Raw genomic sequence first — 25,927 nt, 5'->3', positions numbered from 1 at the left:
CCCGCCTGTTCGATCGCTGACCGGCAGGTTTGCAATTCCCCGATCGCGCTCACCCAATAGGTGTTGTAATAGCGCGCGATCGAGCTGCTACGCTGGGAGGCCCTGCCGAGTTCCTCTCGGAGGTGGTGATCCCGCTGCTCGCGCCATTGGTGCGGGAGGGTCTGCGGCTGCGGACGACGTTCGGGCTGTCCGACGAGCTGCTCACCGACCTGACCGTAGGACGGCTTGATCTGGTGGTGTCCACGATTAGGCCGAGGGCGCGGGGCATCCAGGCGGAGGCCGCCTACGACGAAGAGTTCCTGCTGGTGGCCGACCCCTGCCTGGCGGCGGACCGAAACCTGACCACCAAGAGCGTGGCCGCCGAGAGCGCCATTGCCGGGCGCCTGGCCGACGTGCCGCTGATCGCCTACGCCGAGGACCTGCCCATCGTGCGCCGCTACTGGCGGACGGTCTTCGGCAAGCGGCCGTCGATGGCCGCGCAGGTGGTGATCCCCGACCTGCGGGGCGTGCTGAACGCGGTACGGGCCGGAATGGGCGTCTCCGTCCTGCCCGCGTACCTGTGCCGGGCCGATCTGGCGGCGGGCCGGTTGGTCACGCTCGCGGAGCCGGAGCTGGCGCCGATCAACACCGGATATCTCGCGGTCCGCTCGGGCGGGCTGGCCAGGGCCGCCGTCGCCAGGGTGCACGCGCATCTGCTGGCGGCACTCAAATCAGCCCCCGCTTACTGACACGGGGCCTCATAGCCAGCGATAGTTGAAAGGCGTACGGTCAACGTATGGCTGAAAACCCTGAAACGGTGCATTGGCGGGGTGTGCACCACCTCGCCCTGGTCACTGCGGACATGGACGCCACTGTGCGCTTCTGGCACGGCGTGCTCGACGCCCGCCTCGTCACCACGCTGGCGATCCCCGCGTTCAAGCACTACTTCTTCGAGGTGGCGCCGGGTAACACCGTCGCCTTCTTCGAATACACCGGGCAGGAGCTCGACAGCTTCGCCAAGCCCGCCGGCGTCCCCTACGCCAAGGCCGCCCAGTTCGACCACCTGTCGCTGCACCTGCCCGACGAGGACGCCCTGGTCAGGCTGCGCGACCGGCTCAAGGCGCACGCCTGCGAGGTCACCGACGTGATCGACCACGGCTTCCTTCGGTCGATCTACTTCAGCGACCCCAACGGCATCGCGCTGGAAGCCTCCTGGTGGACGATCGACCCCACCGGCCGGCCGGTCGACTACGCGGACGAGCGCCTGTTCGCCGACCCTGACCCGGTGCCGGCCGTACGGGAGCTGCGCGAGAACGGGCGGCTGGACCACACGGTCAGCACGCGGCTGGTGGACGGGATCATCGAGGACCTCCGCCGGGAGGGAATCACGCTGGAGCCTTGACCACAGGGCGCGGCGCCGTGGTCAAGGCGGCCCGCTACGAGGACCCTTCAGATCCGAAAAAACAAGTTCAGGTAGCGGTCGGCGATGGACAGGTCCCCCCTGGCGGTTCCGGCGTTGCTCCTGCCGAACGTCGTGAGCACCATGCTCCCGGCGTCGAACTCGATGAGCGTGGGCAGGTCGCCCAGATCACCGGGGGTGTAGCTCATGCCCTGCGGCCCGACCTCCACCCGGAAGTCGCCCCCGTTGACGCCGCCCACGCGTACACCGAGCCGGAACGGCGTCAGGTCCGCGTCCGCCTTGACCGTCGACTGCCAGAGCACGAACATGAACGGCACCAGCAGGTCCGCGGCCTCCCCCGACAGTCCGTGCGCCCGGCCGGTGCCCTGGCGGATGTCCCAGGAGTGCACCGCGTAGTCCATGAGCTGGCCCGCCGCGTAGAAGTAGGCGGGCAGCGGCCCCATGTAGAAGTGCGGGACGGTCAGCCCGGCCCAGTCGTCCGGGCCGAGGTCGCGCAGGATCGCCATCATCTGCTCGAAGTCCGTCTTGAGCCGGTCGAGCAGCTCCTTCTGCGGGACCCCGCGCAGCGCCATGGCCTGCTCGTTGACCCGCTCGCCCATGCCGGGCAGCCCGAAGGCCGCGTCCGGGTTCCCGCCCGAGCGTACGAGGTCGAACGCGGCGAGGTAGCCCTCGGTCGTGTCGACGATGTGCGCGACCACGTCGCGCGTCGTCCAGCCGACGCACGCCGTCGGCGCCTCCCATGCCTCCTCCGGCTCGGCGAGCGCGAACAGCCGCTCGGCCTCGTCGCCGACGACCCGCAGGATGGTGTCCTTGCCTTCGTACGAGGTGGCGTCCCATTGGTTCATGCCGGTCACCTTTCTTCCTAGGCGAACGACAGACCTGCACGGTTTAACTGTCAATATTCCCGGCGGACAGAATCCCTTCAGCCGAGGTAGGCGGCCCGCACCACGGGGTCGTCGCGGACCTGCGCCGGGGTGCCGGTGGCGATGACCCGGCCGAGGTCCAGGACGACGAGCCGGTCACAGGTGTCCATGACGAAGCCCATGTCGTGCTCGACCAGCAGCACCGTGGTGTCCAGCGCGGCGACGACCGCGCGCAGCCGTACCGTCTGGTCCGCGTCCAGGCCCGAGGTGGGCTCGTCGAGCAGCAGCAGGCGCGGCCGGTCGGCGATGGCGCGGGCCAGCTCGACCAGCCTGCGCTGGCCGACGGGCAGCGCGGCGGCGTAGGCGTCGCGCAGCGCGGCCAGCCCGCACAGCTCCAGCACCTCGGCCACGCGCGCCCGCCGCTCGCGTTCGAGCCGCCGCCGCGCGGGCAGGCCGGTCAGGTCGGCCATCAGGCCGCCCCCGCCGCCGTGCCAGTCGAGCGCCGCCAGCACGTTGTCGGCCACGGTGAGCCGCCCGAAGACCTGCGTCCGCTGGAAGGTACGGCGAACGCCCGCGCGAGCCCGCCTGACCGGCGCCACCGCGGTCATGTCCGCGCCCGCCACGCGCACCCGGCCACCGCTCGGCCGGCGCAGCCCCGACACCACGTCGAACAGCGTCGTCTTGCCCGCCCCGTTCGGCCCGATCACCCCGCAGACCTGTCCCTCGGGCACCTCGAACGACACCGCGTCCAGCGCCGTGACCCCGCCGAACGCCACGGACAAGTCCCGCACGGCCAGCATCACGTCGGTGCGCTCGGCTTCCCGCGCGACGGACATCACGGCACCTCCAGGTAGTCGGTGCGCTCGGCGTCCCGTACGACGGACATCACGTCACCCCCAGGTAGGCGGCGGTCAGGCGGTCGCCGTCCACCTCGGCGCGCGGTCCGGCCCACACGACGTGGCCGAGCCGCATGAAGGCGACCCGGTCGGCGATCGCCAGCGCCTCGGTGGCCTTCTCCTCGACCAGCAGCAGCGCCACCCCGCGCTCACGCAGCTCGGCGAACACCTCGAACACCTGCCGTACGATCAGCGGCGCCAGGCCCAGCGACGGCTCGTCGGCGATCAGCACCCTGGGCGGCCGGGCCAGCGCGGGGGCGAGCGTGAGCAACTGCTGCTCGCCGCCGGACAGCGCGCCGGCGAGCACCGTACGACGGGCCGCGAGCTGGGGCATCCGCTCGTAGACGGCGTCGGGCTCGGCCAGCCAGGTACGCAGGTTCTCCTCCACGGTGAGACCGGGGAACACCCCCCGCCCCTCGGGAGCCAGCAGCACGCCCGCCCGGGCCCGGCGGTGGGCCGGCCAGGCGGTGACGTCGACGCCGTCGAGCAGCACCCGTCCGGCGGACACCGGCCGATCGCCGGCCGCGACGGCGCAGGTGGTCGACTTGCCCGCGCCGTTGGCGCCCAGCAGCGCCACCACCTCGCCGGGCCGTACGTCGAGATCCACGCCCCGCAGGATCGTGCAGTCGGCGTACCCCGCCACCACCCCGTCGAGCCGGAACAACGCCTCCGGGACGGGCGCACCGGACGCGCTCGGGACGAGGGGCACGCTCGGGGTGGCGGGCACGCTCGGGGCGACGGGCGTGGCGGAGGTGGCGGGCACGCTCGGGGTGATGGGCACGGCGGAGGTGGCCCGTACCGGGGTGGCGGCGGCCACGGGTTGTGTCGGGACGGCGGACCGAGCCCGTCCCTGACGCCTCCGGTGGCGAGACTCGGCGAGCTGGGCCAGCACCCCGTCCGGATGCTTGGCCAGGATCATCCCTCCGGCCCCGAACAGAATGGCCCCCACCTGCGCCGACACCCCCCACGTGGCCAGCAGCTCAGGCACCGCCACGGCCACCAGCCCGCCCAGCACGGCCCCGCCGATCCGCCGTACCCCCTGCAGCACCACCACGGCCAGCCAGACGAACCCGGAGAAGGCCGGCAGGTCGGTGGCGGTGATGGACCCTTTGGACACGGCGAACAGCACGCCGCCCAGCCCGGCGATGGCCGAGGCCAGCGCGAACAGCACGATCTTGGCCCGCGGCCCCGACAGCCCCGAGGTGGTCGCCGCGGCCGGAGCCGAGCGGACCGCCAGGATCGCCCGCCCGGACGCCGATCGTTCGAGGTTGCGCACCAGCAGCCCGACCAGGCCGATCAGCGCGAGCAGCAGCACCACCCGCACCCGTGGATCGGAGGTGTCGGCGAATCCGAAGCCGAGCGCCGGCAGTGCCCAGCCGATCGTCCCGTTGCTGAAGGCGTCCACCTGGAACAGCACCTGGTCGGCCAGCAGGGCCAGCGCCAGCGTGGCCAGGGTGAGCACCCGCCCGTCGAGCCGGAGCGCGGGCAGTGCCACCAGCATGCCCACCGCGCCGGCCGCCAGCACCCCGACCACGATCGCCGCGAACAGCGGCCACCCGGCCGAGAACGCCCACCCGCAGGTCAGCGCCGCCATGGAGGCGAAGGCGGCCTGGGCCAGGTTCACCATGCCGCCGATCCCGGTCACCACCACGAACGAGCAGAAGATCAGCGCCAGCACGAGGCCCTGGGCGGCCAGGCCCACGTAGTACTCGGAACCGGCGAAGGTGAAGCCGAGCAGCGCCACCAGCCCGGCCACCCACGGCAGCCGCCGTCGCCACAGCGGCACGCCCGCCAGGTGGTCGGGCGGCGGCGCGTCCTCGGCCGCGCTCCCGGCCACCCGTTCGCGCGACCGGTTCAGCAGCACCAGCCCGGCGAACAGCAGGATGACCGGCACCGCCGTCCGCAGCCCGGTGATCTCCTGGAGGAAGTCGGTGTATCCGGCGACCAGGTTCTGCACCACGCCGAGCGCCAGCCCGGCGGCGAACGTCCACGGGATCGACCGCAGCCGCCCGAACACCGCGGCCGTCGCCGAGGCGAACAACAGCACGGTGTAGGCGGTGGCGTCCAGCCCGAGCACCGGTACGGCCAGCACCCCGGCGAGTCCCGCCAGCCCCGACCCGAGCATCCAGGCCAGGGCCGAGGTGGCGTCCACGTCGATGCCGCGCAGCGTGGCCAGCCGCCGCCGATCGACGGAGGCCCGCATGCGCAGCCCGTACGGCGTGTGCCGCATGAACGCCCACAGCCCGAGCGCGGCCACCGCCGAGAAGCAGAACGTGATGAGCTGGTCGGTGTCGAGCCGCGCGCCGAGCACCTCGAAGCCGAGCGCCGGATGCGGCCCGAGCCCGCGCGGCAGCGTCGTGCCATCGACGCTCGGCAGCCCGAGCAGGTCCACGACGAACAGGCCGAGCGCGGGCAGCGCGATCGTCAGGCCGATCGTGCCGACGATCTGCGCGGTCTCCCCCGCCTGGGCGAGCCCTCTGAACATGGCCAGGTGCAGCAGGTAGCCCAGCGCGGGCGCGAACACCCCGGCGGCCAGCAGCCCAGCCGCCCAGGCGGGCAGCCCGGCGGCCAGGTTGAGCTGGTAGAACAGCAGGGCGGTCAGGAACCCGACGGCGCCGTGGGCGAAGTTGAACACCCCGGTCGCCGCGTACGACAGCGTCAGGCCGGACCCCATGACGGCGAAGATCGCCCCGGTGACCAGGCCGCTGAGCAGGTAGCCAAGGATCATTTGAGCGGCACGTTGTCGAAGCACTTCATGCTCTTGGCCACCTGGAAGGCACCGCCCTCCAGCTTGACCAGGGCGCCACAGCCGTTCGGCTCACTGTGGTCCTTGGGGTACTGGACCCGGCCGAAGCCGGCGTTCTCGTAGGTGTACGAGCCGTTGCCGACGGCTAAGAACTTCTCCCTGGTCAGGTCCTTGCCGGTCTTCTTCAGCATGTCGAGGAAGATGTCGGCCGCCCAGTAGCCGATGGCCATGTGCTGGGTCAGCGTGGCGCCAGGCGACACCTTCTCCACGTCGGCCTTGAACGCGGCGATCTCCGGCGCGCTCGACTCGAACGGCTCGAACATCGGCGCGGCCACCACGCCCTCCAGCGCCTGCGCGCTGGCCGGGTCCTTCAGGATGGCCGGGTCATAGCTGGTGGCGTCGGTCAGCACGCCCTTGTAGCCGGCCCGTTTCAGCGCCGAGTAGAGGCCCACGTTGAACTTGGTGCCCGCGATGATCGACACCAGGACGTCGGGCGCCCTGCCGCCGTTGGACGTCATGATCTTGTTGACGTACGGCAGCCAGTCGGGCGGCGGCGCTGCGGCGGGCAGGCCGGAGTTGAGTCCGACCAGCTTGAACCCCGCCGCCTGGAACGACTGTGAGATCGTGGTGCCGCCGTACTTGCTGCCGCTGGAGTCGGTGGTCTGCACGTACACGGTCTTGCCGCTCGCGCCGCCGAGCAGGTCGGCCATCTGGCTGCCCCACCAGGTCTGCGAGCCCGCGCCCTTCTTGGGCGCCAGGCAGCCGCTGTAGCCGAACCCGGTCTTCGTGCCGCACCACTGCGGCCCGGTCGCCCAGCCGAACCACGGCACACCCTGCTGCTCCAGGAAGGCGGCCCCGCCGAAGTTGGGCGCGTGCACCGGCACCAGCGCGAACACCTGGTCCTTCTGTACGAGCTTCTTGGCCGCGGCGTCGCCCTTGGCCGCGTCCTGCCCGTCGTCCTCCGCGCCGACGAACTCGATCTTCCGCCCGTTGACGCCGCCTTCGGCGTTGGCCCGCTCGAACCTGGCCTTCGCCCCGATCTCGGCGTCCTTTGTGGAGTAGCCGCTGGCGCTGGTCTTCGTGAGCACCCCGCCGACCTTCACGCTCGTGTCGGTCACGCCCGCCGTGCCACCGCCGGCGCTCTTCTGCTGGGCCGCGCACCCTGCCAGCAGGGCTACCGCCAGCATCACCGCCGCGGCCCGCCGTTGATGTCGTCGCATCATCGTTCTCACCTTTGTACGGCAAGGCGCGCAGCCGCTTTGGCCTAGCGCTCGCTTGGTTTTTGGTCAGCGTAAATTTGCCCGCGAGGGGTGTCAACGGTGCCGAGCAATCGCTTGCTCACGATCGACCGCCCGGCTAGCGTGAGCCCCATGCTGATGCGCGCGGCCGTACTGACCGATTTCCACCAGCCCATGGAGATCCGCGAGGTGGAGATCGCCGACCCCGGCCCCGGCGAGGTACGCGTACAGATCAAGGCGTCCGGCGTCTGCGGCTCCGACCTCAAGGCCATCGACGGCAAGAGCCCGGTCGTCCACAAGCTGCCGTTCGTCCTCGGCCACGAGAGCGCGGGCGTCGTCGAGAGCGTCGGCACCGGCGTGACCGCCGTCAAGCCGGGCGACCACGTGATCATCTCCATGAGCGGACCCTGCGGCAAGTGCCGCAACTGCGGCGCCGGCCGCTTCCCCCTGTGCTCCGGCCCGGCCAGGATGACCGCGATCATGGGTGGCGAGCCGCGGATCACCCTCGAAGGCCAGGAGACCCGGCGGTTCATCGGCATCGGCTCGTTCGCCGAGTACGCCGTGGTCCGCGAGGCCACCTGCGTGAAGATCCCCAATGACGCGCCCTTCGACGCGATGTGCCTGCTGGCCTGCGGCGTGGTCACCGGCGTCGGCGCCGTCATGAACGTCGCCCAGGTCGCGCCCGGCTCCAGCGTCCTCGTGGTGGGCTGCGGCGGCGTCGGGCTCAACGTCATCCAGGGCGCGGTGCTGGCCGGCGCCACCACGATCATCGCCGCCGACGTGGCCGACCAGAAACTCAAACTGGCCGAGCGGTTCGGCGCCACCCACACCCTGGTGCCCGACGACCTCCCCGCCCAGGTCGGCGAGCTGGTCAGAGGCGGCGTCGACTACGCCTTCGACGTCACCGGCGTCCCCGGCGTGCTCGCGAGCGCGTTCGCGGCGACCGCGCCGGGCGGCACCACGGTCATGGTCGGCAGTCCGCCCGCCGGTCAGCCTGTCGAGATCGACCCGGCTCTGCTGTTCTCCTCGCGCCGCCTGATGGGCACCCAGGGCGGCGACGCCGCCCCGCACCGGGACCTGCCGATGCTGGCCGGTCAGTTCCTGCGCGGCCGGCTCGACCTCAACGGGCTGATCACCGAACGGGTGGCGTTGGAGCAGATCAACGAGGCCGTCGAGCAGGTACGGCGGGGCGCGGTGGCCAGAACGGTGGTCGTCTTCTAACCTCGCATTCCATAAGGAACAGCGAGGAGTCACGACATGTCATACCCTGACGCGCGATACCTGGCCGACACCGGTGAGGCGAGCGGCATCCTGCGCTCGGCCGACACACCACCGGACCTCCGCATGTACGCCCCCGGTGCCGATCCCCGGGGCACCGATGTCCACTACCTGGGCACCGGCGCGACGACCAACGGCGCCTTCGGCCTGTACCGCTGGGAGATGGGCCCCCGCCCCGGCGGCGCCGGAGCGCACTTCCACCGGACGATCACCGAGTCCTTCTACGTCCTGTCCGGCACCGTCAAGCTCTACAACGGCAAGGCGTGGGCGGAGGGCAACACCGGCGACTTCCTGCATGTGCCGGAGGGCGGCGTGCACGGGTTCCGCAACGAGTCCGGCGCGCCCGCCTCGATGCTGATCCTGTTCACGCCGGGGGCGCCACGCGAGGCGTACTTCGAGGAGCTGGCCGACATCGTCAGCACCGGCAGGCAGCTCACCGACGAGGAGTGGACGGACCTGTACCTGCGCCACGACCAGTACATGGTCCCGTGACGCCACATTTCACCCTCTCGGCCACCGTGCTGGAGTCCAGGGACGCCAAGGCCCTGGCGCTCTTCTACCAGCGCCTCCTCGGCTGGCAGATCGGCGAGGACGAACCCGGCTGGGTGACCCTCCGCCCCCCGCACGGCGGTGGCGCCGGACTGGCGTTCAACACCGACGAGGCACACGTGCCGCCCGTCTGGCCGGCCGGCCCCGGCGACCAGCAGATGATGATGCACCTCGACCTTGAGGTGGACGACCTCGACGAGGCCGGCGCCCACGCGGTGGCGGCAGGCGCGACCTTGGCCGACTACCAGCCACAGGAGGACGTCCGCGTCTACCTCGACCCCGCCGGCCACCCCTTCTGCCTGTGGATCCGCTAGCACTCTCCCCCGAAGGGGGATATCACTCCAAAAGGACACCAGCCCCCACGGACCGTCACAGAGTCTGAGACCCGCCGCCCGAACCAGCGGTGACGAGATCCTTGGCCGGCCCCTCGGCGGCAGCCTCCTCCTCATGCCCCTCGACCGACAGGTTGGGCAGAAGGCGGTCCAGCCACCGCGGGCACCACCAGTTCAGCCGCCCGAGCAGCACCATGGTGGCCGGAACGAGGAACCCCCGGATGATCGTGGCGTCCACCGCGACGGCCACGGCCAGCCCCACGCCGAACGTCTTGACCATCGGATCCGGATAGGCGATGAACGCGACGAACACCGCCACCATGATCAGCGCCGCCGACGTGATCACCCGCCCCGTCGCACCCAGCCCCTCGGCGACCGCGCGACTGTTGTCACCATGCTTGAGGTACGCCTGCCGTACAGACGTCAACAGAAAGACCTCATAGTCCATCGAGAGCCCGAACAGCACCGCGAACAGCATCAACGGCACATAACTCTCGATCGGCACACTGAAGAAGATCGTCTGGAGGTACGAGGCGTTGGACGGCGCGTCCATGCCGACCAGCCCGCTCCCCAGGCCGAAGGAGAAGACCAGCGCCAGCGCGCCGAAGGCGGCTCCCAGGGAGACCAGGTTCATCAGCGCCGCCTTGATCGCGACCACCGGCGCGCGGAAGGCCAGCAGCAGCAACAGCGCGCTGAACAGCACGACCACACCGATGACCAGCGGCGTCCGCTCGGCCATGAGGTCGCCCGCGTCCACCATGGCGGCCACCTTCCCACCCACGTGCAGCTCGACGCCGGGCACGGAGATGGCCCGGACGTCCCGCACCACCTGGGCGGAGCGGGTGTCGCTCGGCGAGTAGTCGGGAATGGCCTGGATCATCACCGAGCGGCCCGAGGTGTTCACCTTGGCCGGGGCCACGTGCGCGACACCGTCCACCGCGTCGATCTCCCGCGAGATCCGGTCCACGACGGGATCGGTGGCCCGCGCGACCTTGCCGGGCAGCGTGGCGATGACGATCAGCGGGCCGTTGCCGCCGGGGCCGAACCCGGTGGCCATGAGCTCGTACGCGCGCCGCGAGTCCGTCCCCTGCGCGCCGTACCCCGCGTCGAGGGGTCCGAGCTTGAGCGCCAGGGCGGGCGCCGCGAGGGCGCCCAGCACGAGCACGCTCGACAGCAGCGCCCGCCACGGCCGCCGCGCCACCCACGACCCCAGACCTGCCCACCCGGACCCCTCGGGCCGCTTCCTGCCGAGGAACGGGATCCGCAGCGAGTTGACGCGGTGCCCGAGCAGCCCCAGCAGGGCGGGCACCAGCGTGACGGAGGTGAGCACGGCGCTCACCACGGAGACACCGGTGATCCACCCGAGCGTGCTGAGCAGCGGGAAGCCGCCGAACATCAGCGCGCTCAGCGCGATGATCACCGTGCCGCCCGCGAACACGACCGCGCCGCCCGAGCTCGCCACGGTACGCCGCACCGACTCCGCCACGCCCACGCCGGTCTCCAGCAGCCGGCGATGGCGCGACAGCAGGAACAGCGCGTAGTCGATGCCCACGCCCAGCCCGATCATCGTGGCCATGATGCCCGCCTGCTTCGGCACGTCCACGACGTACCCGAGCAGGCCGATCACGCCCAGTCCCGCCGTCACGCTGACCAGCGCGGTGAAGATCGGCACCAGCGCCGCCGTCAGCGTCCCGAACGCGAACACCAGCACCAGCAGCGCGCACACCACGCCGATGATCTCGCTGGGCCCGGTCTTGATCTCCTTGTCGGCCGGAGTCGAGGCATCCGCGGGCACGACCTCCAGCCCGGCGGCCCGAGCCGGGTCCGCGGCCTTGGACAGCGCCTGCGTGGTCTCGGCGATCTTGGTGTTGTCGTGCCCCTCCATGCGCACGGTGATGAGGCCGATGCGCAGGTTCGGGGCGAGGCCGCCGCTCCGGCCCGGCGTATCGACGGCCACCACGTGCGGCATCGTGCGGATGCGGTCCGCCGCCTGCTCCACGGCCCGCTTCCTGGGCTGGTCGATGAGCGTGCCCTTGTCCGCGTAGAGGACGAGTTGCACGGTCCCGCCCGGCGCGAGGCCGGGGCCGAAGCCCGTGAGCATCAGGTCGTGCGCCCGCTGCGCGTCGGTGCCGGGGATCGTCACGTCGCTGCTCACCGGACGGCCGAGCGCCAGGCTGCCGCCCATCAGTCCGACCGCCGCGATCACCCATAACGCAAGCACGATCCGCCCGTGCCGCGCGCACCAGCCACCCAGTCGTCCAAGAAAGCGCGTCATCGCCAGATCCCCCAACTCGACGGCCGTCCTGTACGGTCGTACAGAGCTACGTTAAACACGAAATATCCGGAAGGCTGTAGATCACGGGGAAATGAGATGATGAACACACCCGACGACACGCGTTCCCGGATTCTGGCCGCCGCCAGGGAGCTGTTCGCGACCCATGGCTACGCGGCCACCTCGCTGGCCGACATCGCCGCCGCCGTAGGCCTGACCAAGACGGCCGTGGCCTACCACTTCCATCCCAAGGACCGGCTGGCCGCCGAGCTCACCGCGCCCGCCGGCGACGACGTCCTGGTCCTGCTGGACACCGACTTCGCGGGCGACAGGCAGGCGTTCGTCGAGGCGCTGGCGACCTTCGTGGTACGGCACCGCACGGTGATCCGCCTGCTGATGGAGGACATCGTCGGCGCCGACGACGCGCTGCCGGGCTCGCGGGGCGAGGCCATCAGGCCGTTCAGGGACGAGATCTTCGCCAGACTCGCCGGTCCCGACCCCGACGCCGGTGCCAGGATCCGTGGCTGGGCCGTGATCGGCGCCCTGCAGTGGGGCGTCGTGCAGACGATGGACCTGCCCGAGGAGACGGTACGCGACCTGCTGGTCCGCACCGCCCTGGCCATTTAGCGGCCCGTCACTCGCTTTCTCCCGCATCCTCGGCGGCCCGCGCCGCCTGCTCCCTGACGGCGATCGCTTCCTCCGCGTGCGCGGGTTCCCCGGCCTGCCGGGACCACATCCGCAGCGTGTCACTGAGGTAGATCAGGTACGTGGCCCGGTCGGGGTCGTCTGCGGTGGCGGCCTGCACCGCCTGCCTTCCGACGGCGACCGCCTCCTCCAGATCCGCCAGTTCCAGCGTGTCCCCGAACCGCATCAACAGCGCGACCCTGAGGTTGTTCAGCACCGAGGCCCGGTTGAGGCTGTCGGCGGGCATGGCGGCCTCGATGCGGCGCCACGCGTCCACGGCCTGGTCGGCGAGGTCTGAGTCGTCGGAGGCCGCTGTCCGGTGCAAGAGGTCGGTGGCCAGATCCATGGCCTCGTCGAGCACATGAGGAACGATGCTCTGCGGCAGGGGTTCGTCGCCATAGATCTGAAGGCGGGCGAACGCCCTGACCGCCATTTCCATCTCATCGGGGCTCTTCCCGTCGAGCGCGAGAAACCGGAAATAGTGGAAGCACCCCACAGCTGAGAGAACCTCGATGTCGGGGAACTCGTCATCGTGGGCCGCGAACAGGCGGTGGGCGTGTTCGAGCAGCGCCGGATCAAGAGTGCGGGAGAGGTCCTGATCGGTACCGACACGGTCCAGGCACTCGTTCAGCATGGCCAACGATCCAGTTGCCAAGGGTTCTCTCCTTTGTCGGCCGTTATCCCGCTATTTCATGATGCCTCGTTCGAGGATCAGCGACGGGTCACCGGCTAGAGGCCCAGCACTTCGCCTTCGACGTGATCGAGTGCCAGCCGTACCGCGCCCAGAGCGACGGACTCGTCGCCGAACGTCGAGGCGACCACCTCGGGCGCGCTCAGGCAGAGCTCGGCCAGGTGGCGGCGGAGCGGCCCGAGCAGCACGTCGCCCGCCCGCGAGTAACCGCCGCCGATCACCAGCAGATCGGGGTCCACGGTCAGCACGAGCGCCGAGGCGCCGATCGCCAGGTTCTCGGCGTAGCGGTCCACCCGGCGCGCCGCGTGCGCGTCACCCGCGCCCGCCGCCGCGAACACCTCCGCCGCGCCGCCCTCCCTGCCCAACTCCCTCGCGCCCAACTCCTTCGCGCCCAGCTCCCTCGCGCCCAGCTCCATCGCGGCGTCCTCCCAGCCGACCTGGCGCAGCGTGCCGATCTCGCCCGCGGCTCCCGACCGGCCGCGGTGCAGGCGCCCGCCGATGAGAATGCCCGCACCCGGCCGGTGGCCGACCAGGATGTAGACGACGTCGGAGGCGTGCTGGGCGCTGCCCCGCCAGTGCTCGGCGAGCGCCGCCAGGTTCGCGTCGTTGGCGGCCAGCGCCGGGCAGCCGAACCACCGTCCGGCCACCCCCGCCAGGTCCACGCCCGTCCACCCCGGCAGCGTGATCGACAGCGACACCCGCCCCGAGCGGTCGACGATGCCCGGTGTGCCCACCGACACGGCCAGCACCCGCGTCCGCGAGATGCCGGCGCCGTCGACGCAGGCCAGCGCGGCGCGGCGGGCCGCCGCCAGCCGCTCGGGCGCGGCGGCCTCCTCGGAGACGGCGGCCCGCTCACAGGCGACGACCTGGCCGTTGAGGTCGGCCACCGAGGCGACGATCCGCTCGCCGCCCACGTCGACGCCCACCACGTGGCCGGCGTCCGCCCGGAACTCGAACCGGCGGGCGGGCCGTCCCATGACCCCCTCGTCGGGCGGCACCTCCCTGACCCAGCCCCGCTCCGTCAGCTCGTCGAGCACCGTCTCGACGGTCTGCCTGGACAGCCCGGTGATCCGGCCGAGCCGGGTCAGCGTGGACACGCCCTCGCGCCGCAGGGCCCTGAGCGTCGCCTGGGTATTGACCTTGCGCAACAGCGAAGCGTCTCCCGGCCGGAGCTCGGTCAACTTTCGTGACCCTCTCTCATAACTTCCCTATTGACGACCGACTCCGCGGATCCTAGCATCGGCCGACATACGGAAACTGGTTACATAAGTGGAGGCGTACATGGTGACTCTCGCCATCGTCGGCGCGGGTTCTCGGGGCACCTCCTACGCTCGCCATGCCGTCGAGTCCGGCGGGGCGCGGGTGGTCGCGGTGGCCGACCCGGTCGAGAGCCGCCGGGCCAGGCACCCCGGCGCGACGCCGTACGCGGACTGGCACGAGCTGGCGGCGCTCCCCCGGCAGGCCGACGCCGTGATCATCGCGACGCAGGACGCCGATCATGTCGAGCCCGCGGTGCGGTTCGCCGAGCTGGGCTACGACATCCTGCTGGAGAAGCCGATGGCCGTCTCCGAGGAGGACTGCCGGGCGATCGTGGCCGCCGCAGAGCGTTCCGACGCGATCTTCGCGGTCTGCCACGTGCTGCGCTACACGCCGTACACCCGCGCGCTGAAGGCGCTGCTCGACGCCGGACGGATCGGCGAGATCGTCAGCATCCAGCACCTGGAGCCGGTCGGGTGGTGGCATCAGGCGCACTCGTACGTACGCGGCAACTGGCGCAGGTCCGACGAGTCGACGTTCATGCTGCTCGCCAAGTCCTGCCACGACCTCGACTGGCTCGTACACCTCACCGGCAGGCAGGTTGCCAAGGTGTCGTCTTTCGGGGGCCTCAAGCACTTCCGGCCGGAGCACCGGCCCGAGGGCGCGGCCGACCGCTGCCTCGACTGCGCCGTCGAGGACGCCTGCCCCTACTCGGCCAAGCGCATCTACCTGCCGCTGGCGGGCAAGGAGGCGTGGCCGCTGAACGTGGTCACCGACGACGTCTCCGAGCGCGGCGTCCTCGAAGCGCTCAGGACCGGCCCGTACGGCAGGTGCGTGTACGCCTGCGACAACGACGTGGTCGACCACCAGGTGGTGAACCTGGAGTTCGAGGGCGGCGTCACCGTCGCGTTCACCATGACCGCCTTCACCCCGGCCGCGCACCGGCAGACCCGGATCTTCGGCACCCGCGGCTCGATCGAGGGCGACGGCGACCGCCTCACCGTCACCGACTTCCTCACCGGCGGCACCGACACGGTCGACACCCGCCCCACGGGCGACGGCACCGCCGGCGGTGGGCACGGCGGCGGTGACGAGGCGCTGGTGGAAGCGTTCCTGACGGCGGTACGCACCCGCGACCGCGCCCAGATCCTCTCCTCGCCGAGCGAGAGCCTGCACAGCCATCTCATCGCGTGGGCGGCCGAGCGATCCCGACTGCGGGGCGAGATCGCGGAAGTCACACCCGGGGCCGTCAGTCCGGCGGCGGGGTCTCCACGGTGACCGTCGGCGTGGGCTCGGTCGGATCGGGACCGCCCTGGCCCGCGACGCCGACGGTCACCACCACGGCGGCCCCGGCCTTAGCGCAGCTCCCGGCCGCGACGCTCTGCGAGAGTGCCACGTCCACCTGAGCGTCGTCCGTGACCACCTGCGTCTTGAAGCTCACGGCGAACCCGGCCCCCCGCAGCGCCGCCCGAGCCGCCGCCTTGGGCTGCCCGACGACGGACGGCACCGTCGCCCCGTTGCGGGCGACGACCAGCGTCACCTTCGTACCACCCGAGACCCGGCTCCCCGCTCCCGGCTCGCTGGACAGCACCTGCCCCTCCGGCCGATCGGAGCAGGTGCTCTTCGTCCCGCCCACCACCAGCCCGGCATTGACCAGCGCCGCCTCAGCCTGCTCGCGCGCCACCCCGACGACGGCCGGCACCGCCAGCCCCGCTGACACCTGAAGCGCGACCGTGCTCCCCCGCGCCACCGTGGCCCCACCGCTGGGACTGCTGCCCAGCACCTGGCCGATCTTCCGCCGCGAGTCGACCTGCGTGACCTCCCCCACCACGAACCCGGCCCGCTTGATCGCCGCGACCGCCGCCGAGCGCCCCATCCCGGCCACCACCGGTACCCGCACGCCGGCGACGCCGACGGACGGCCCCTGGGTGGAGGGCACATGGCTCTCCCCCGCCTGCTCTCCCCGCTTGGTCGCCGCCCGGGTGGGCGGGGACGTGGTCGCGGGCGGCTCGGTCGTCACGACCGACGGCTGGACGGCCGCCGCCTGCGGACGGGCCTCCTTCTCGTCCCTGAACGTCGGCACCAGCACGCTGACCAGCACGGCGCCGCTCACCAGGAGCGCGGCGGTGACCGCGAGCGCCGCCCGGCCCACCGCCTGACGGGTACCCTGCCGCCGCTCACCCGACAGCCCCACGGGACCGCCACCGGAAGAGACGGCGCCGCCGTGGGGCGGACCGGCTTCCCCGGCCCCATTCCGCCGGGCATCCGGCTGCCCGACAGCATTCCGCCGGACGTCCGACTCCCCGACGCCGTGCGGCCGGACATCCGGTTCCCCGGCACCGTTCGGCTGGGCCTCCGGTTCCCCGGCGCCCTGCCGCGGGACCGTCGGCGACCAGGACGCGACACCCGCCGACGCGGCACCTTCCGCCGAGGCGCCCGGCCACCGGTAACCACCGGCCGCCCCCGTCGCCTCCGGCTCGGCCATCGGGTAGGGCGGCGGCAGCCGGTCCGGCACCCCGTTCGCCACCGACGGAGCGGGCGTCACCCGCAGGATGTGCGACGGCGGCGAGCGCAGCACCTCCGGCGGCGCGGAGCCGGCGTCACCCAGCAGTGCCAGCAGCAACTCCCGGCTGGTCGGCCGGTTCTTGGCGTCCTTGTCCAGGCACGCCACCACCAGCTCCCGCAACGACCCGTCCAGCCGCCCGAGCTCCGGCGGCGCGGTCAGGATGCGGTGCAGCACCGGCGCCACCGAGTCCTGCCCGAACGGCGCCGACGCGTTGGCCGCGAAGCACATCGTGGCGGCCCACGAGAACACGTCCGCCGCTCCCGTGAGCGCCGACGCGGTGATCTGCTCCGGCGCCATGTACGCGGGCGTGCCCACTCCCCGCCCGCTCACCGTGGCCGCCGCGTCCAGCGCCCTGGCCAGCCCGAAATCGATCACCCGTGGCCCGTCCGGACCGAGCAGCACGTTCTGCGGCTTGAAGTCACGGTGCACGATGCCCGCCCGGTGAATCGCCGCCAGCGCGGTGACCGTACCCACGGCGAGCCGTTCGAGCGCCGCGCCACGGCGCGGCCCGGTGAGCGCGACCTCACGCTGCAGCGACGGTCCGTCCACGTACTCGCTCACGATGTACGGCCGGCCGTCGTCGAACCCGGCGTCCATCACCTGGGCCGTACAGAACCGGGCCACGTGCTTGGCCAGCTCCACCTCCCGCAGGAACGCCACCTTCTCGTCCCCCACGGGCCCGTGCAGCAGCTTGACCGCGTAGACGTCCTCGGCCCTCGTCCCGAGGTACACCACGCCCTGGCCGCCCTCGCCCAGACGCCCGGACAGCTCGTAGGCGCCGAGCCGCCGCGGATCCCCCGTTCTGAGTGGCTGTGCCGTTGGCACGGGGTTGCCTCCCCTCGCCGCCACCCACCTTCTGCATCCAACTGAAGGCAAAGGACGCCGGACAGTCAACGGTGATCGACGCAATGCCGCCTGACCGTGACACAGCCGGTCAAGAATGTCGTGAGAGCGTGCCTGAATAGGTAATGTCCGTGTCACCCTGACGTGTCATCTTGATGACCACCTGGTCGGGCTCCGGCGTCGGGAACACCCGCAGTATCCCCGGAACGCACCCCTCGCCCTTGACCCGATCGAGCGCGAACACGAGCCGGCTCCTGGTCGGACCGAGCAGCCCCGAACAACGCAGCCCCACACCCCAGCGCAGGGCCGAGCCATCGTCCGCCAGCTCCATCGCCACGGGGAAGACCGGCCCCGTCCCGGCGGTCCCCGCGCGGACTGACGCCGGGCCGGCCGACCCGGTCCACTCTCCCACCAGCCCTGGGCTCTGCGCCCCCCGCAGCCAGAGCACGAACCCGGCCATCCCCATGGCCAGCCCGGCACCGGCCACGGCCACCTGCCACACCCGCGCCCGCCGCATCGCCTCGACCTTGTCCGGGAGCCCCTGAGATTACGGCAGTCTCCGATCAACCGCCACCGGCTGAAGCCGGTGATTCGCCCGGCGAATCCCGGGCGCGAGGTGCGGTGGAGCTGTGGGATCGTGGAGGCTTCGACGCCACGTCCTGCCCGCCGTACCCGGGGATTTGTCATGGAATTTCGGATCATGGGGGCGTTGTCGGTACGCGATGGCGCCGAGGATCGCACCCCCACTGCTCCGAAGCACCGTGACCTGCTGGCGATGTTCGTGCTCAACGCCCGCCGCCCGCTCACCGTCGAGCGGCTGCGAAAGCTGCTGTGGCCGCTGGAGGAGGGCGACCGGTCAGACTCGCTGATCCGCGGCTACATCGGCCAGCTCCGGCAGCTGATCGGCAAGGACGTCATCACCACCGTGTCCGGCACGTACACGCTGGCCATCGACGACGATCAGCTCGACGTCGGTCGCTTCCGCCGGCTCATAGAGGAGGGGCTGGCCGGGCGTGACCACGGGCAGCTGCGAGAGGCGCTGGGCCTGTGGCGCGGGCCGGTTCTGGCGGACGTGGATCCTGACGCGAGGCGCTGGGCCGAGACCGGGCGGCTGCGCGAGGAGCTCGAAGAGCTTCGCCTGCTCGCCCTGGAGCGCCGGATCGAGCTCGACCTGGACGCGGGCCGGCACCGCGAGCTGCTGTCCGAGGTGCGGCGGCTGGTCGCGCAGCACCCGCTCTGGCAGCGTTTCCGCGGCCAGTTCATGCTGGCGCTCTATCGCAGCGGGCGGCGCGTGGAGGCGCTGGCCGCGTACACGGCGCTGCGCGACGAGCTCGACAGCGGGCACGCCATCGAGCCCGACCCCGAGCTGCAGCTGCTCTATCACCGCATGCTGCACGACGACGTCATGCTGCACGTCTCCGCGGGGCCGCCGGTGCTGTTGCCGCGGGACGTCACCCACTTCACCGGCCGCGCCAACCTGCTCGACCAGGTGTTCTCCGGCCTGGTGGTCGTGCACGGCCCGGCCGGGGTGGGCAAGTCGGCGCTCGCCGTACGCGCCGCCTGGCGGCACAGGGAGCGCTTCCCCGACGGGATCCTGTACGCGGACCTGCGCGAGTCCACCCGGCCCGGCGCGATCCTGGAGGACTTCCTGCGCTGGCTCGGCTGCCCGGCCCAGGCGATACCGGTATCGGAGGGCCAGCGGCAGCGGCTGCTGCGCACGTACACCGCCAACCGCCGCATGCTCGTCGTGCTGGACGACGCCGCCGACGAGTCCCAGGTACGGCCACTGCTCACCTCATGCCCCACCGTGATCACCAGCCGGTCGGCGCTCGGCGGGCTGACCGGCGCCGTACGGCTGCCGCTGGGCATCCTGGACGACGAGGAGGCCCGTGACCTGCTCGTCAAGCTCATCGGCGAGGAACGGGCGGACGACGGCGGGGTGCGGGAGCTGATGCGGTTCTGCGGCGGGCTGCCCATCGCGCTGCGCATCGCCGGATCCCGCCTGGCCACCAGACCAGGCTGGACCCCTGGCTACCTCGCGGGCCTGCTGGAGGACGAGTGCGAGCGGCTGGACCGCCTTCACTCGGGCGACCAGACGGTCCGCAGCGTGTACGCGGTCGGCTACGAGGGCCTGCCCACGCCGGCGCGCCGCATGGTGCGACTGCTGGGCGCGCTGTCGGCCCCCGACGTCGGCGACTGGGCCGCCCAGGTCTTCGGCGACCAGGCCGACACGCTCGTGGACGCCGGCCTGCTGGAGGCGCACACCGTGGACGTGGCGGGCCAGGTCCGCTACCGCATGCACGACCTCACCCGGCTCTACGCCCGCGAGCGGCTGGTGGAGGAGGAGGGCGTGCATGCGGTACGGGACGCGCTCGCGCGGCTCCAGGCCGTGGTGATCGCCCGGGTGCAGGCGTCCCGGTTCCCGCTGGTCTCCGGTGAGCCGACCATGCGCAGCTTCGTGACCAGGGACATCAAGGAGTCGGTCGAGTGGCTCGTCGCCGAGCGCGCGTTCCTCGCCGCCCTGGTCGGGGACCTGCACGGGGCCGGGCTCGACGAGGGCGCATGGCGGCTCGCGCATCTGCTGGGCCCGTTCTTGGAACGGCGGCGCTTCCTGGACGACTGGCGGCCGGTCACCGAGACCGGCCTCGCGGCGGCGCGGCGCACGGGTGACGCTCGCGCCGAGGCCCTGCTCTTGCGCGACCAGGGCGACCTGTGCCGGGCCGAGGGCCGGTGGCCAGAGGCGCTGGATCTGCTCACCCAGGCGCTCGGGGCGTTCACGAGCCTCGGTACGTCCAGCGGCAAGGAGGCCGCGCAGGTCCGGCGCAGGATCGGCCAGGTGTACCTGGAACAGGGCCGTCTGGACGAGGCGGAACGCCAGCTGACCTCCTCTCTGCGCGCCTTCAGCGGCGGGAGGGCCGGCGCCGAGGCGCAGCAGGCGCTTGGCGCGGTGCTGCGGCGGGCCGACCGCCCCGATGAGGCAGCCGACCGGCTCGCCGCCGCCGCGGGCTTCTTCGATGCTCTGGGCGACCGGCACCGGCACGCCGACACCCTGCTGGAGCTGGCCGCGGCACGGCTGGCGCAGCGGCGGGTGCCCGACGCCAGGGACTGCGCGCAGCGGGCCAGGTCCATCGCCGTACGTCTCGGCGACCGGCTGCTGGACGCGCACGCGCTGCTGGCGCTGGCCCGGGTCAACCGGGCTGAGGGCGACCGCGACGCGGCGCGCAAGCTGGCCGAGGACGCGTTCAAGATCTTCGACGGCATCGCCGACGAACCCGGCAGGGCGACCGCGCTGGACCTACTCGCCGCCCTGGTGCGAGGACCTGGTGTGACGCCCTGATGTGACGGCCTGCTCTGGCGGCTCAAGACCGCCTCGACATCACCCGCGCCAGACGTCTCACACTTGGGCGAGCGGATCAGTACCGTATGGGGCATGGTTGCCCCTCTGGCCCCTGAGGATCCTCCACGTCTGGGTGAGTTCGAGCTGCTGGGCCGGCTCGGTGAGGGCGGCCAGGGGATCGTCTACCTGGCCCGCGATCCAGTTGGGCAGCGGGTGGCGGTGAAGGTGCTGATCAGGGCCGACGCCGAGGCCCGCGCCCGGCTGGCCCGCGAGCTGGCCGCGGTGGAGAGCGTGGCGCCTTTCTGCACCGCACGCGTGCTCACGGCCGTGCCGGACGGGCCGCGGCCGTACGTGGTGAGCGAGTTCGTGGACGGGCCGACGCTGGCGGAACGGGTGCACGAGCACGGCCCCCTGCACGGCGGCGAGCTGGAACGGCTGGCCGTCGGCACCACGACGGCCCTGGCCGCCATCCACGCGGCCGACGTCGTGCACCGCGACTTCAAACCGAGCAACGTGCTGCTCGGCCCGGACGGTCCCCGGGTGGTCGACTTCGGCATCGCCCGCGCGGACGGTGTCACGACCATGACCAGCGGACTCATCGGCACCCCTGCCTACCTCGCGCCCGAACAGCTGAGCGGCGCCCCCGCCGCACCCGCCTCGGATGTCTTCGCCTGGGCGGGCACCATGGTCTTCGCCGCCACCGGCACCTCCCCGTTCGCCGCCGCGAGCATCGCGGACGTGCTGAACCGCATCGTCACCCACGAACCGGATCTGTCAGCGATCCCGCCGCCGTTGCGCGACTCGATCGCCGCCGCCTTGGAGAAGGACCCTTCGCACCGACCGGCGGCGAGCGAGCTGCTGTCCCGCCTGATCGACCCGGTCTCCGGTGGCCGCGGCCGGTCGATCGTGGAGCTCACCAGCCTGGGCAGCCGCCTGGCCGCCGAACCGGCCGACGATCGGGGAACGTCGGCCACGACCGGCGGTCGGGATCTTGCCGGGGGCCGCCGTGCCGCGCTCGCCGTGGCGGCGGCGCTGGTCGTGGTCGTGGTGGGGGCGCTCGCCTGGTTGCGGCCGGGCGGCGGGACGGGGTCGCAGGCGTCTTCAGGTACCGGTGAGCCGCGCTCCTCGGCCGCCTCACATCCCGACGCCTCCGCCCCCACCTCCGCCGAGCCCTCATCGGCCGCACCGTCTGGCCCACGGGAGGTCTCGCCCAGCGGGTCGGCGAGTCCGGGCGTGTCGGCGGTCCCGGGCGGGGGGCTGCGGGTGTCCGACACGTTCGGGCGCACGGTCAGCGCCGGATTCGGTACGACGGACGACGGGGAGCGTCACTGGTCGGTCGGCGTTCCGGCGAGCGGCTACTCCGTGGACGGCAAGAAGGGCCGGATCACGATGTCCCCCGGAGTCGGCTCCAGCGCGTACCTGGACGGGGTGAAGGAGACCAGAACCGACCTCAGCTTCACCTTCGCCGGCGACAAGCCCCCCACCAGCGGCGGGATCTACGTGACCGCCGTGGGACGCAGGGTCCCGACGGTCGGGGGGTACCGGGCGCACGTGAGCCTGCGGCCCAACGGCAAGGTCCTGTTCCAGCTGATCCGCTCTGCGGCGGGCCGCAGTGAGATCGACCTCGCACAGCCGCTGCGGGTCCCCGGGCTGACCGCGGGCGCGGGCCTCGCGATGCGGGTACGCGTCCAGGTCACCGGCACGTCGCCGACCACGATCCGCGGCAAGGTCTGGGCCGTCGGCGCGCCCGAGCCGGACTGGCTGCTCTCCGTCACGGACGCGACCTCCGGACTCCAGGTCCCGGGTGGGGCCGGCGTTCTGACCTACTTGTCCCGTACGGCCACCGACACCCCTGTCACGGTGACCGTGGACGACCTCGCCCTGACCGCCACCCCGGGGTGACGTGTCTGTCTCCCGCCCCTCAAGAAGGATCGGGTCTCCGCGTCACAATTCAGATGAGCCGGGCGTACTGGTCGAGCAGCGGCAGGATCTCGTCGGCCGATCCGCTGGGCAGGCTGGCCACCGACTCCTCGATGCCCAGCTCGGCGTAGTAGTCGAGCTTCTCCCTGGTCGGCAACGTCCCGAACGGGATGACCTTGGCCATCGGCCGCCCGGCCTTGTCGCAGGCTTCGCGCAGAGCGGGCAGCGCGGCCTTGATCCCCTTGCCGCCGATCGGGATCCAGCCGTCGGCCCACTCGGCGACGTGCGCGAACAGCTTCGGGCCCGCCGCGCCGCCGATGTAGACGGGCGGCTCGGAGATCGGCTTGGGCCACGACCACGACGGCTCGAACCCCTCGAACTCGGCCACCTCGTCCCGCCACAGCTTCCGCATCGCCAGGACATTGGCCCGCGCGACCTCGCGCCGCTGGTCGTACGGCACGCCGTGGTTCTCGATCTCCTCCACGTTCCAGCCGAAGCCGACGCCGACCACCACGCGCCCGCCGGAGAGGTGGTCGAGGGTGGCGATCGCCTTGGCGGTCACGATGGGGTCGCGCTGGGCGGCGAGCAGGATGCCGGTGCCGACGACCAGCCGCTCGGTGGCGGCGGCGGCGAACGACAGCGCGACGAGCGGGTCCAACACCCGCTTGTACTCGTCGGGCAGTTCGTCCAGCCCCATCGGGTGCGGGGTGCGCCGCGAGACCGGGATATGGGTGTGCTCCGGTACGTAGAGCGAGTGGAATCCGCGCTCCTCGGCAGCCTTGGCCAGATCCACGACCGGCATGCCCAGATCCGTGGTGAACATCGTGACACCAAGCCGCATGCGTCTCTCCTTGACGTCAACCAAGCGATTGCTCGGCTAAGATTTCTAGAGTAGCTTGCCGGTCAGAGAAGCGTCCCGCGGAAAGAGGTCTCCCGGTGAAGTTTTCCATTTTCCTGAATCCGCAGATTCCGGGCTCCGGATACGCGGCCGAGGAGAACGCCAAGGCCAAGCGGCCCATCGGACGTGACACGGAGTCGTACCAGAATCTGCTGCACGAGGTACGGGAGATAGCCGTCCACGCCGACCAGATCGGCTTCGACGCGCTGATGATGACCGAGCACCACTTCCACTCGGAAGGCATGGAGTTCTCGGTCAACCCCTTGATGTTCCTCACCGACCTCGCGGCCAGGACCGAACGCATCCTGCTCGCCCCGCTCGGCATGGTGCTGCCGGCCTGGGACCCCATCCGGGCGGCGGAGGACGTGGCGCTGCTCGACCAGTTCTGCAAGGGACGGCTCCGGCTGGGCGTGGCCAGGGGCTACCAGAACCGGTGGATGAACGTACTGGGCCAGCGCTGGCACGCGGCGGCCGCCCGCTCCGACGGCTCGGCCTCCGACACGCGGAACTTCGACGTCTTCGGCGAGGTGCTGAAGATCATGAAGATGGCCTGGACCCAGGAGACGCTCCGCTACAAGTCCGACGTACTTGACTACGAGGTGCCCTATCCGTTCGACGGCATCGAGGGCTGGCCCGCCTTGGAGTGGACCAAGACGTTCGGCGCCCCGGGTGAGATCTCGGACGACGACAAGGTGCAGGCCATCTCGGTCTGCCCGCGGCCGTACCAGAACCCGCATCCCGAGCTGTGGCAGCCGTTCACGATCTCCGACCGCTCGGTCATCAGGGCCGCGCAGGAGAACATCCTGCCGTGGATGTTCACCCCGAACCCCGACGACCACGCCGCCAAGGCCAAGCTCTACCAGGAGGAGTCCGCCCGGCAGGGCCGCGACTACAAGCTGGGCGAGCACACCGGCATCCTCAAGATCGTCGGCATCGCGGACACGACCGAGGAGGCGATCAACACCTTCGGCCGGAGCATCCCCAAGGACTTCGCCGCCTTCTTCGGCCCGTTCGGCTACCTGGAGGTGCTGCGGAAGAAGGAGGACGAGAAACACAAGCCCATCTCCCCCGAGAAGGGCGACGCCAAGCGCATGAACGACGTCGAGATGGCGCTGTTCGGCACCCCCGACGACGTCAAGCGCGGCATCCAGCGGATGCTCGACCGGATGCCCGACCTGGAATGGTTCGGCCTCTACATGCAGGGACAGCAGGGCGTGCTCCCGCTCGACACGGTCAAGCGGAACCTGGAGATGTTCGCCACCAAGGTCATTCCGGAGTTCCAGTGAAATTCTGGCTGGGAGCCTCGTTCGCGGACACCGACCAGTTCCTGGAGCTGGCCAAGACGGCCGAAAGGTGTGGGTTCGACACGCTCACCCTGTCGGACCACCTCTTCTACGCCGACTTCGCGACGCCGTACCCCTATTCCAAGTCCGGCCGGCCGCGCTGGACCGCCGAGACACACTGGCCGGACGTGTGGGTGACGATCGGCGCGATGTCCGCGGTGACCACCACGCTGCGCTTCGCCCCCAACGTCTACATCGCCCCGGCCCGCGACCTGTTCACCGTGGCCAAGCAGGTGTCCACGGCGGCGGTGCTGTCTCGGGATCGCGTCACGTTCGGGGTGGGCGTCGGGTGGTGCGCGGAGGAGTTCGCCGCCACCGGCCAGGACTTCCACACGCGCGGACGGCGGCTCAACGAGATGATCCCCGCGCTCCGGGACCTCTGGACCGGCGACACCGTCACGATCGACGGCCTGCCCGAGCTGTCCATCTCACCCACCCCCGCCGAGCCGATCCCGGTCATGGTGGGCGGCGACAGCGAGGCGGCCCTGCGCCGGGCGGCCAAGCTGGGCGACGGCTGGATCGGCAACCGCATCTACACGGAGGAGCAGCTCGACACCGTGCTCGACTCCTTACGACGGTTGCTGGACGAGAACGGCAGGACCGGGCCGTTCGAGATCATCGCCCCTCTGGCGGTGCTGCCGGACGCCGACACGTACCGGCACTTCGCCGCCAAGGGCGTCACCGGGACGATGGCCGCCCCGTGGTGGCTGGCCACCCCTGAGGAGAAGCAGCGGTACGGCGAGGGCACCCTGGAGCTCAAGATCGCCGCCATGGAACGCTTCGCGGAGGAGGTCATCGCGAAGGTGTGACCCCGC

21 protein-coding genes are annotated in these 25,927 nt (G+C 71.5%); 11 read left to right on the top strand and 10 right to left on the bottom strand.

Going from position 1 to position 25,927, the window contains the following annotated elements; genetic code table 11:
* Positions 1-29: 29 nt before the first annotated feature.
* Both AB0J16_RS05515 and AB0J16_RS05510 read left to right on the top strand, forming a co-directional pair.
* The gene (locus tag AB0J16_RS05515; protein WP_358534975.1) at positions 30-728 is read left to right on the top strand and encodes a substrate-binding domain-containing protein; all 699 of its coding nucleotides are present in this window, start codon (positions 30-32) and stop codon (positions 726-728) included.
* A 47-nt stretch (positions 729-775) separates the two neighbouring features.
* The gene (locus AB0J16_RS05510) at positions 776-1,381 is read left to right on the top strand and encodes a VOC family protein (RefSeq protein WP_357946531.1); all 606 of its coding nucleotides are present in this window, start codon (positions 776-778) and stop codon (positions 1,379-1,381) included.
* Between the two features lie 47 nt (positions 1,382-1,428).
* Here AB0J16_RS05510 and AB0J16_RS05505 read toward each other — a convergent pair whose 3' ends face one another.
* The 4 genes from AB0J16_RS05505 to AB0J16_RS05490 form a co-directional block, all read right to left on the bottom strand.
* Entirely contained in the window at positions 1,429-2,244 is an 816-nt protein-coding gene (locus tag AB0J16_RS05505; protein ID WP_358534973.1) for a maleylpyruvate isomerase family mycothiol-dependent enzyme, read from the bottom strand.
* A 77-nt stretch (positions 2,245-2,321) separates the two neighbouring features.
* A complete protein-coding gene (locus AB0J16_RS05500) occupies positions 2,322-3,098 on the bottom strand; it encodes an ATP-binding cassette domain-containing protein (protein WP_358534971.1) in 777 nt (258 codons plus the stop codon).
* A 49-nt stretch (positions 3,099-3,147) separates the two neighbouring features.
* Positions 3,148-5,886 (bottom strand): ATP-binding cassette domain-containing protein, encoded by a 2,739-nt coding sequence (locus AB0J16_RS05495; RefSeq protein WP_358534969.1) that lies wholly within the window; start codon positions 5,884-5,886, stop codon positions 3,148-3,150.
* Complete coding sequence (locus tag AB0J16_RS05490) at positions 5,883-7,127, bottom strand: ABC transporter substrate-binding protein (protein ID WP_358534967.1); 1,245 nt, start codon at positions 7,125-7,127, stop codon at positions 5,883-5,885. Before AB0J16_RS05490 ends, AB0J16_RS05495 begins: the two co-directional genes overlap by 4 nt.
* A gap of 147 nt (positions 7,128-7,274) precedes the next feature.
* On the opposite strand from AB0J16_RS05490, the gene AB0J16_RS05485 reads away from it, so the two are divergent.
* From AB0J16_RS05485 to AB0J16_RS05475, 3 genes are read left to right on the top strand one after another with little or no spacing between them, the layout of a single operon-like run.
* Positions 7,275-8,363: an alcohol dehydrogenase catalytic domain-containing protein gene (locus AB0J16_RS05485; protein ID WP_358534965.1), complete on the top strand. Its 1,089-nt coding sequence runs from the start codon at positions 7,275-7,277 to the stop codon at positions 8,361-8,363.
* A 36-nt stretch (positions 8,364-8,399) separates the two neighbouring features.
* A complete protein-coding gene (locus AB0J16_RS05480) occupies positions 8,400-8,912 on the top strand; it encodes a cupin domain-containing protein (protein ID WP_358534963.1) in 513 nt (170 codons plus the stop codon).
* Positions 8,909-9,283 (top strand): VOC family protein, encoded by a 375-nt coding sequence (locus tag AB0J16_RS05475; protein ID WP_358534961.1) that lies wholly within the window; start codon positions 8,909-8,911, stop codon positions 9,281-9,283. The genes AB0J16_RS05480 and AB0J16_RS05475 overlap by 4 nt, the downstream gene beginning before the upstream one ends.
* Positions 9,284-9,338: 55 nt before the next feature.
* Here the strand turns inward: AB0J16_RS05475 and AB0J16_RS05470 are convergent, their stop codons facing one another.
* Positions 9,339-11,576, bottom strand: coding sequence for an MMPL family transporter (locus AB0J16_RS05470; RefSeq protein ID WP_358534959.1), 2,238 nt, complete (start codon positions 11,574-11,576; stop codon positions 9,339-9,341).
* A 96-nt stretch (positions 11,577-11,672) separates the two neighbouring features.
* Between AB0J16_RS05470 and AB0J16_RS05465 the strand changes: the two genes are divergently transcribed.
* Entirely contained in the window at positions 11,673-12,200 is a 528-nt protein-coding gene (locus tag AB0J16_RS05465) for a helix-turn-helix domain-containing protein (protein ID WP_357654574.1), read from the top strand.
* A gap of 7 nt (positions 12,201-12,207) precedes the next feature.
* Here the strand turns inward: AB0J16_RS05465 and AB0J16_RS05460 are convergent, their stop codons facing one another.
* On the bottom strand, positions 12,208-12,912 hold the full coding sequence (locus AB0J16_RS05460; protein WP_358534957.1) for a hypothetical protein: 705 nt from the start codon (positions 12,910-12,912) through the stop codon (positions 12,208-12,210).
* A gap of 74 nt (positions 12,913-12,986) precedes the next feature.
* The gene (locus tag AB0J16_RS05455) at positions 12,987-14,096 is read right to left on the bottom strand and encodes an ROK family transcriptional regulator (RefSeq protein ID WP_358534955.1); all 1,110 of its coding nucleotides are present in this window, start codon (positions 14,094-14,096) and stop codon (positions 12,987-12,989) included.
* Between the two features lie 133 nt (positions 14,097-14,229).
* Between AB0J16_RS05455 and AB0J16_RS05450 the strand changes: the two genes are divergently transcribed.
* Positions 14,230-15,483 carry a Gfo/Idh/MocA family oxidoreductase gene (locus tag AB0J16_RS05450; protein ID WP_358534953.1) on the top strand — a complete coding sequence of 418 codons (1,254 nt, stop codon included), beginning with the start codon at positions 14,230-14,232 and terminating at the stop codon, positions 15,481-15,483.
* On the opposite strand, the gene AB0J16_RS05445 is transcribed toward AB0J16_RS05450, so the two are convergent.
* Together AB0J16_RS05445 and AB0J16_RS05440 are read right to left on the bottom strand one after the other, a co-directional pair.
* Positions 15,455-17,620 (bottom strand): PASTA domain-containing protein, encoded by a 2,166-nt coding sequence (locus tag AB0J16_RS05445; protein ID WP_358534951.1) that lies wholly within the window; start codon positions 17,618-17,620, stop codon positions 15,455-15,457. The two genes, AB0J16_RS05450 and AB0J16_RS05445, sit on opposite strands and share 29 nt — an antisense overlap.
* Before the next feature lie 85 nt (positions 17,621-17,705).
* Positions 17,706-18,131 carry a hypothetical protein gene (locus AB0J16_RS05440; protein ID WP_358534949.1) on the bottom strand — a complete coding sequence of 142 codons (426 nt, stop codon included), beginning with the start codon at positions 18,129-18,131 and terminating at the stop codon, positions 17,706-17,708.
* A 168-nt stretch (positions 18,132-18,299) separates the two neighbouring features.
* Here AB0J16_RS05440 and AB0J16_RS05435 point away from each other — a divergent pair, with 168 nt between their 5' ends.
* Positions 18,300-20,951 carry a BTAD domain-containing putative transcriptional regulator gene (locus AB0J16_RS05435; protein WP_358534947.1) on the top strand — a complete coding sequence of 884 codons (2,652 nt, stop codon included), beginning with the start codon at positions 18,300-18,302 and terminating at the stop codon, positions 20,949-20,951.
* Positions 20,952-21,044: 93 nt separating this feature from the next.
* Positions 21,045-22,853, top strand: a complete 1,809-nt coding sequence (locus AB0J16_RS05430) for a serine/threonine-protein kinase (protein ID WP_358534945.1) — start codon at positions 21,045-21,047, stop codon at positions 22,851-22,853.
* 49 nt (positions 22,854-22,902) lie between these two features.
* Here AB0J16_RS05430 and AB0J16_RS05425 read toward each other — a convergent pair whose 3' ends face one another.
* Positions 22,903-23,712 (bottom strand): TIGR03619 family F420-dependent LLM class oxidoreductase, encoded by an 810-nt coding sequence (locus AB0J16_RS05425; protein ID WP_358534943.1) that lies wholly within the window; start codon positions 23,710-23,712, stop codon positions 22,903-22,905.
* 95 nt (positions 23,713-23,807) lie between these two features.
* On the opposite strand from AB0J16_RS05425, the gene AB0J16_RS05420 reads away from it, so the two are divergent.
* Both AB0J16_RS05420 and AB0J16_RS05415 read left to right on the top strand, forming a co-directional pair.
* Positions 23,808-25,055, top strand: coding sequence for an LLM class flavin-dependent oxidoreductase (locus AB0J16_RS05420; RefSeq protein ID WP_225299207.1), 1,248 nt, complete (start codon positions 23,808-23,810; stop codon positions 25,053-25,055).
* Positions 25,052-25,921 carry a TIGR03619 family F420-dependent LLM class oxidoreductase gene (locus AB0J16_RS05415; RefSeq protein ID WP_358534941.1) on the top strand — a complete coding sequence of 290 codons (870 nt, stop codon included), beginning with the start codon at positions 25,052-25,054 and terminating at the stop codon, positions 25,919-25,921. The genes AB0J16_RS05420 and AB0J16_RS05415 overlap by 4 nt, the downstream gene beginning before the upstream one ends.
* The last annotated feature ends 6 nt before the right edge of the window (positions 25,922-25,927 follow it).

It is taken from the genome of Nonomuraea sp. NPDC049750 (assembly GCF_040659625.1).
Lineage (GTDB): Bacteria > Actinomycetota > Actinomycetes > Streptosporangiales > Streptosporangiaceae > Nonomuraea.
Note: the sequence above shows the minus strand (reverse complement) of the source record. Positions and strands in the feature narration are given on the sequence as shown.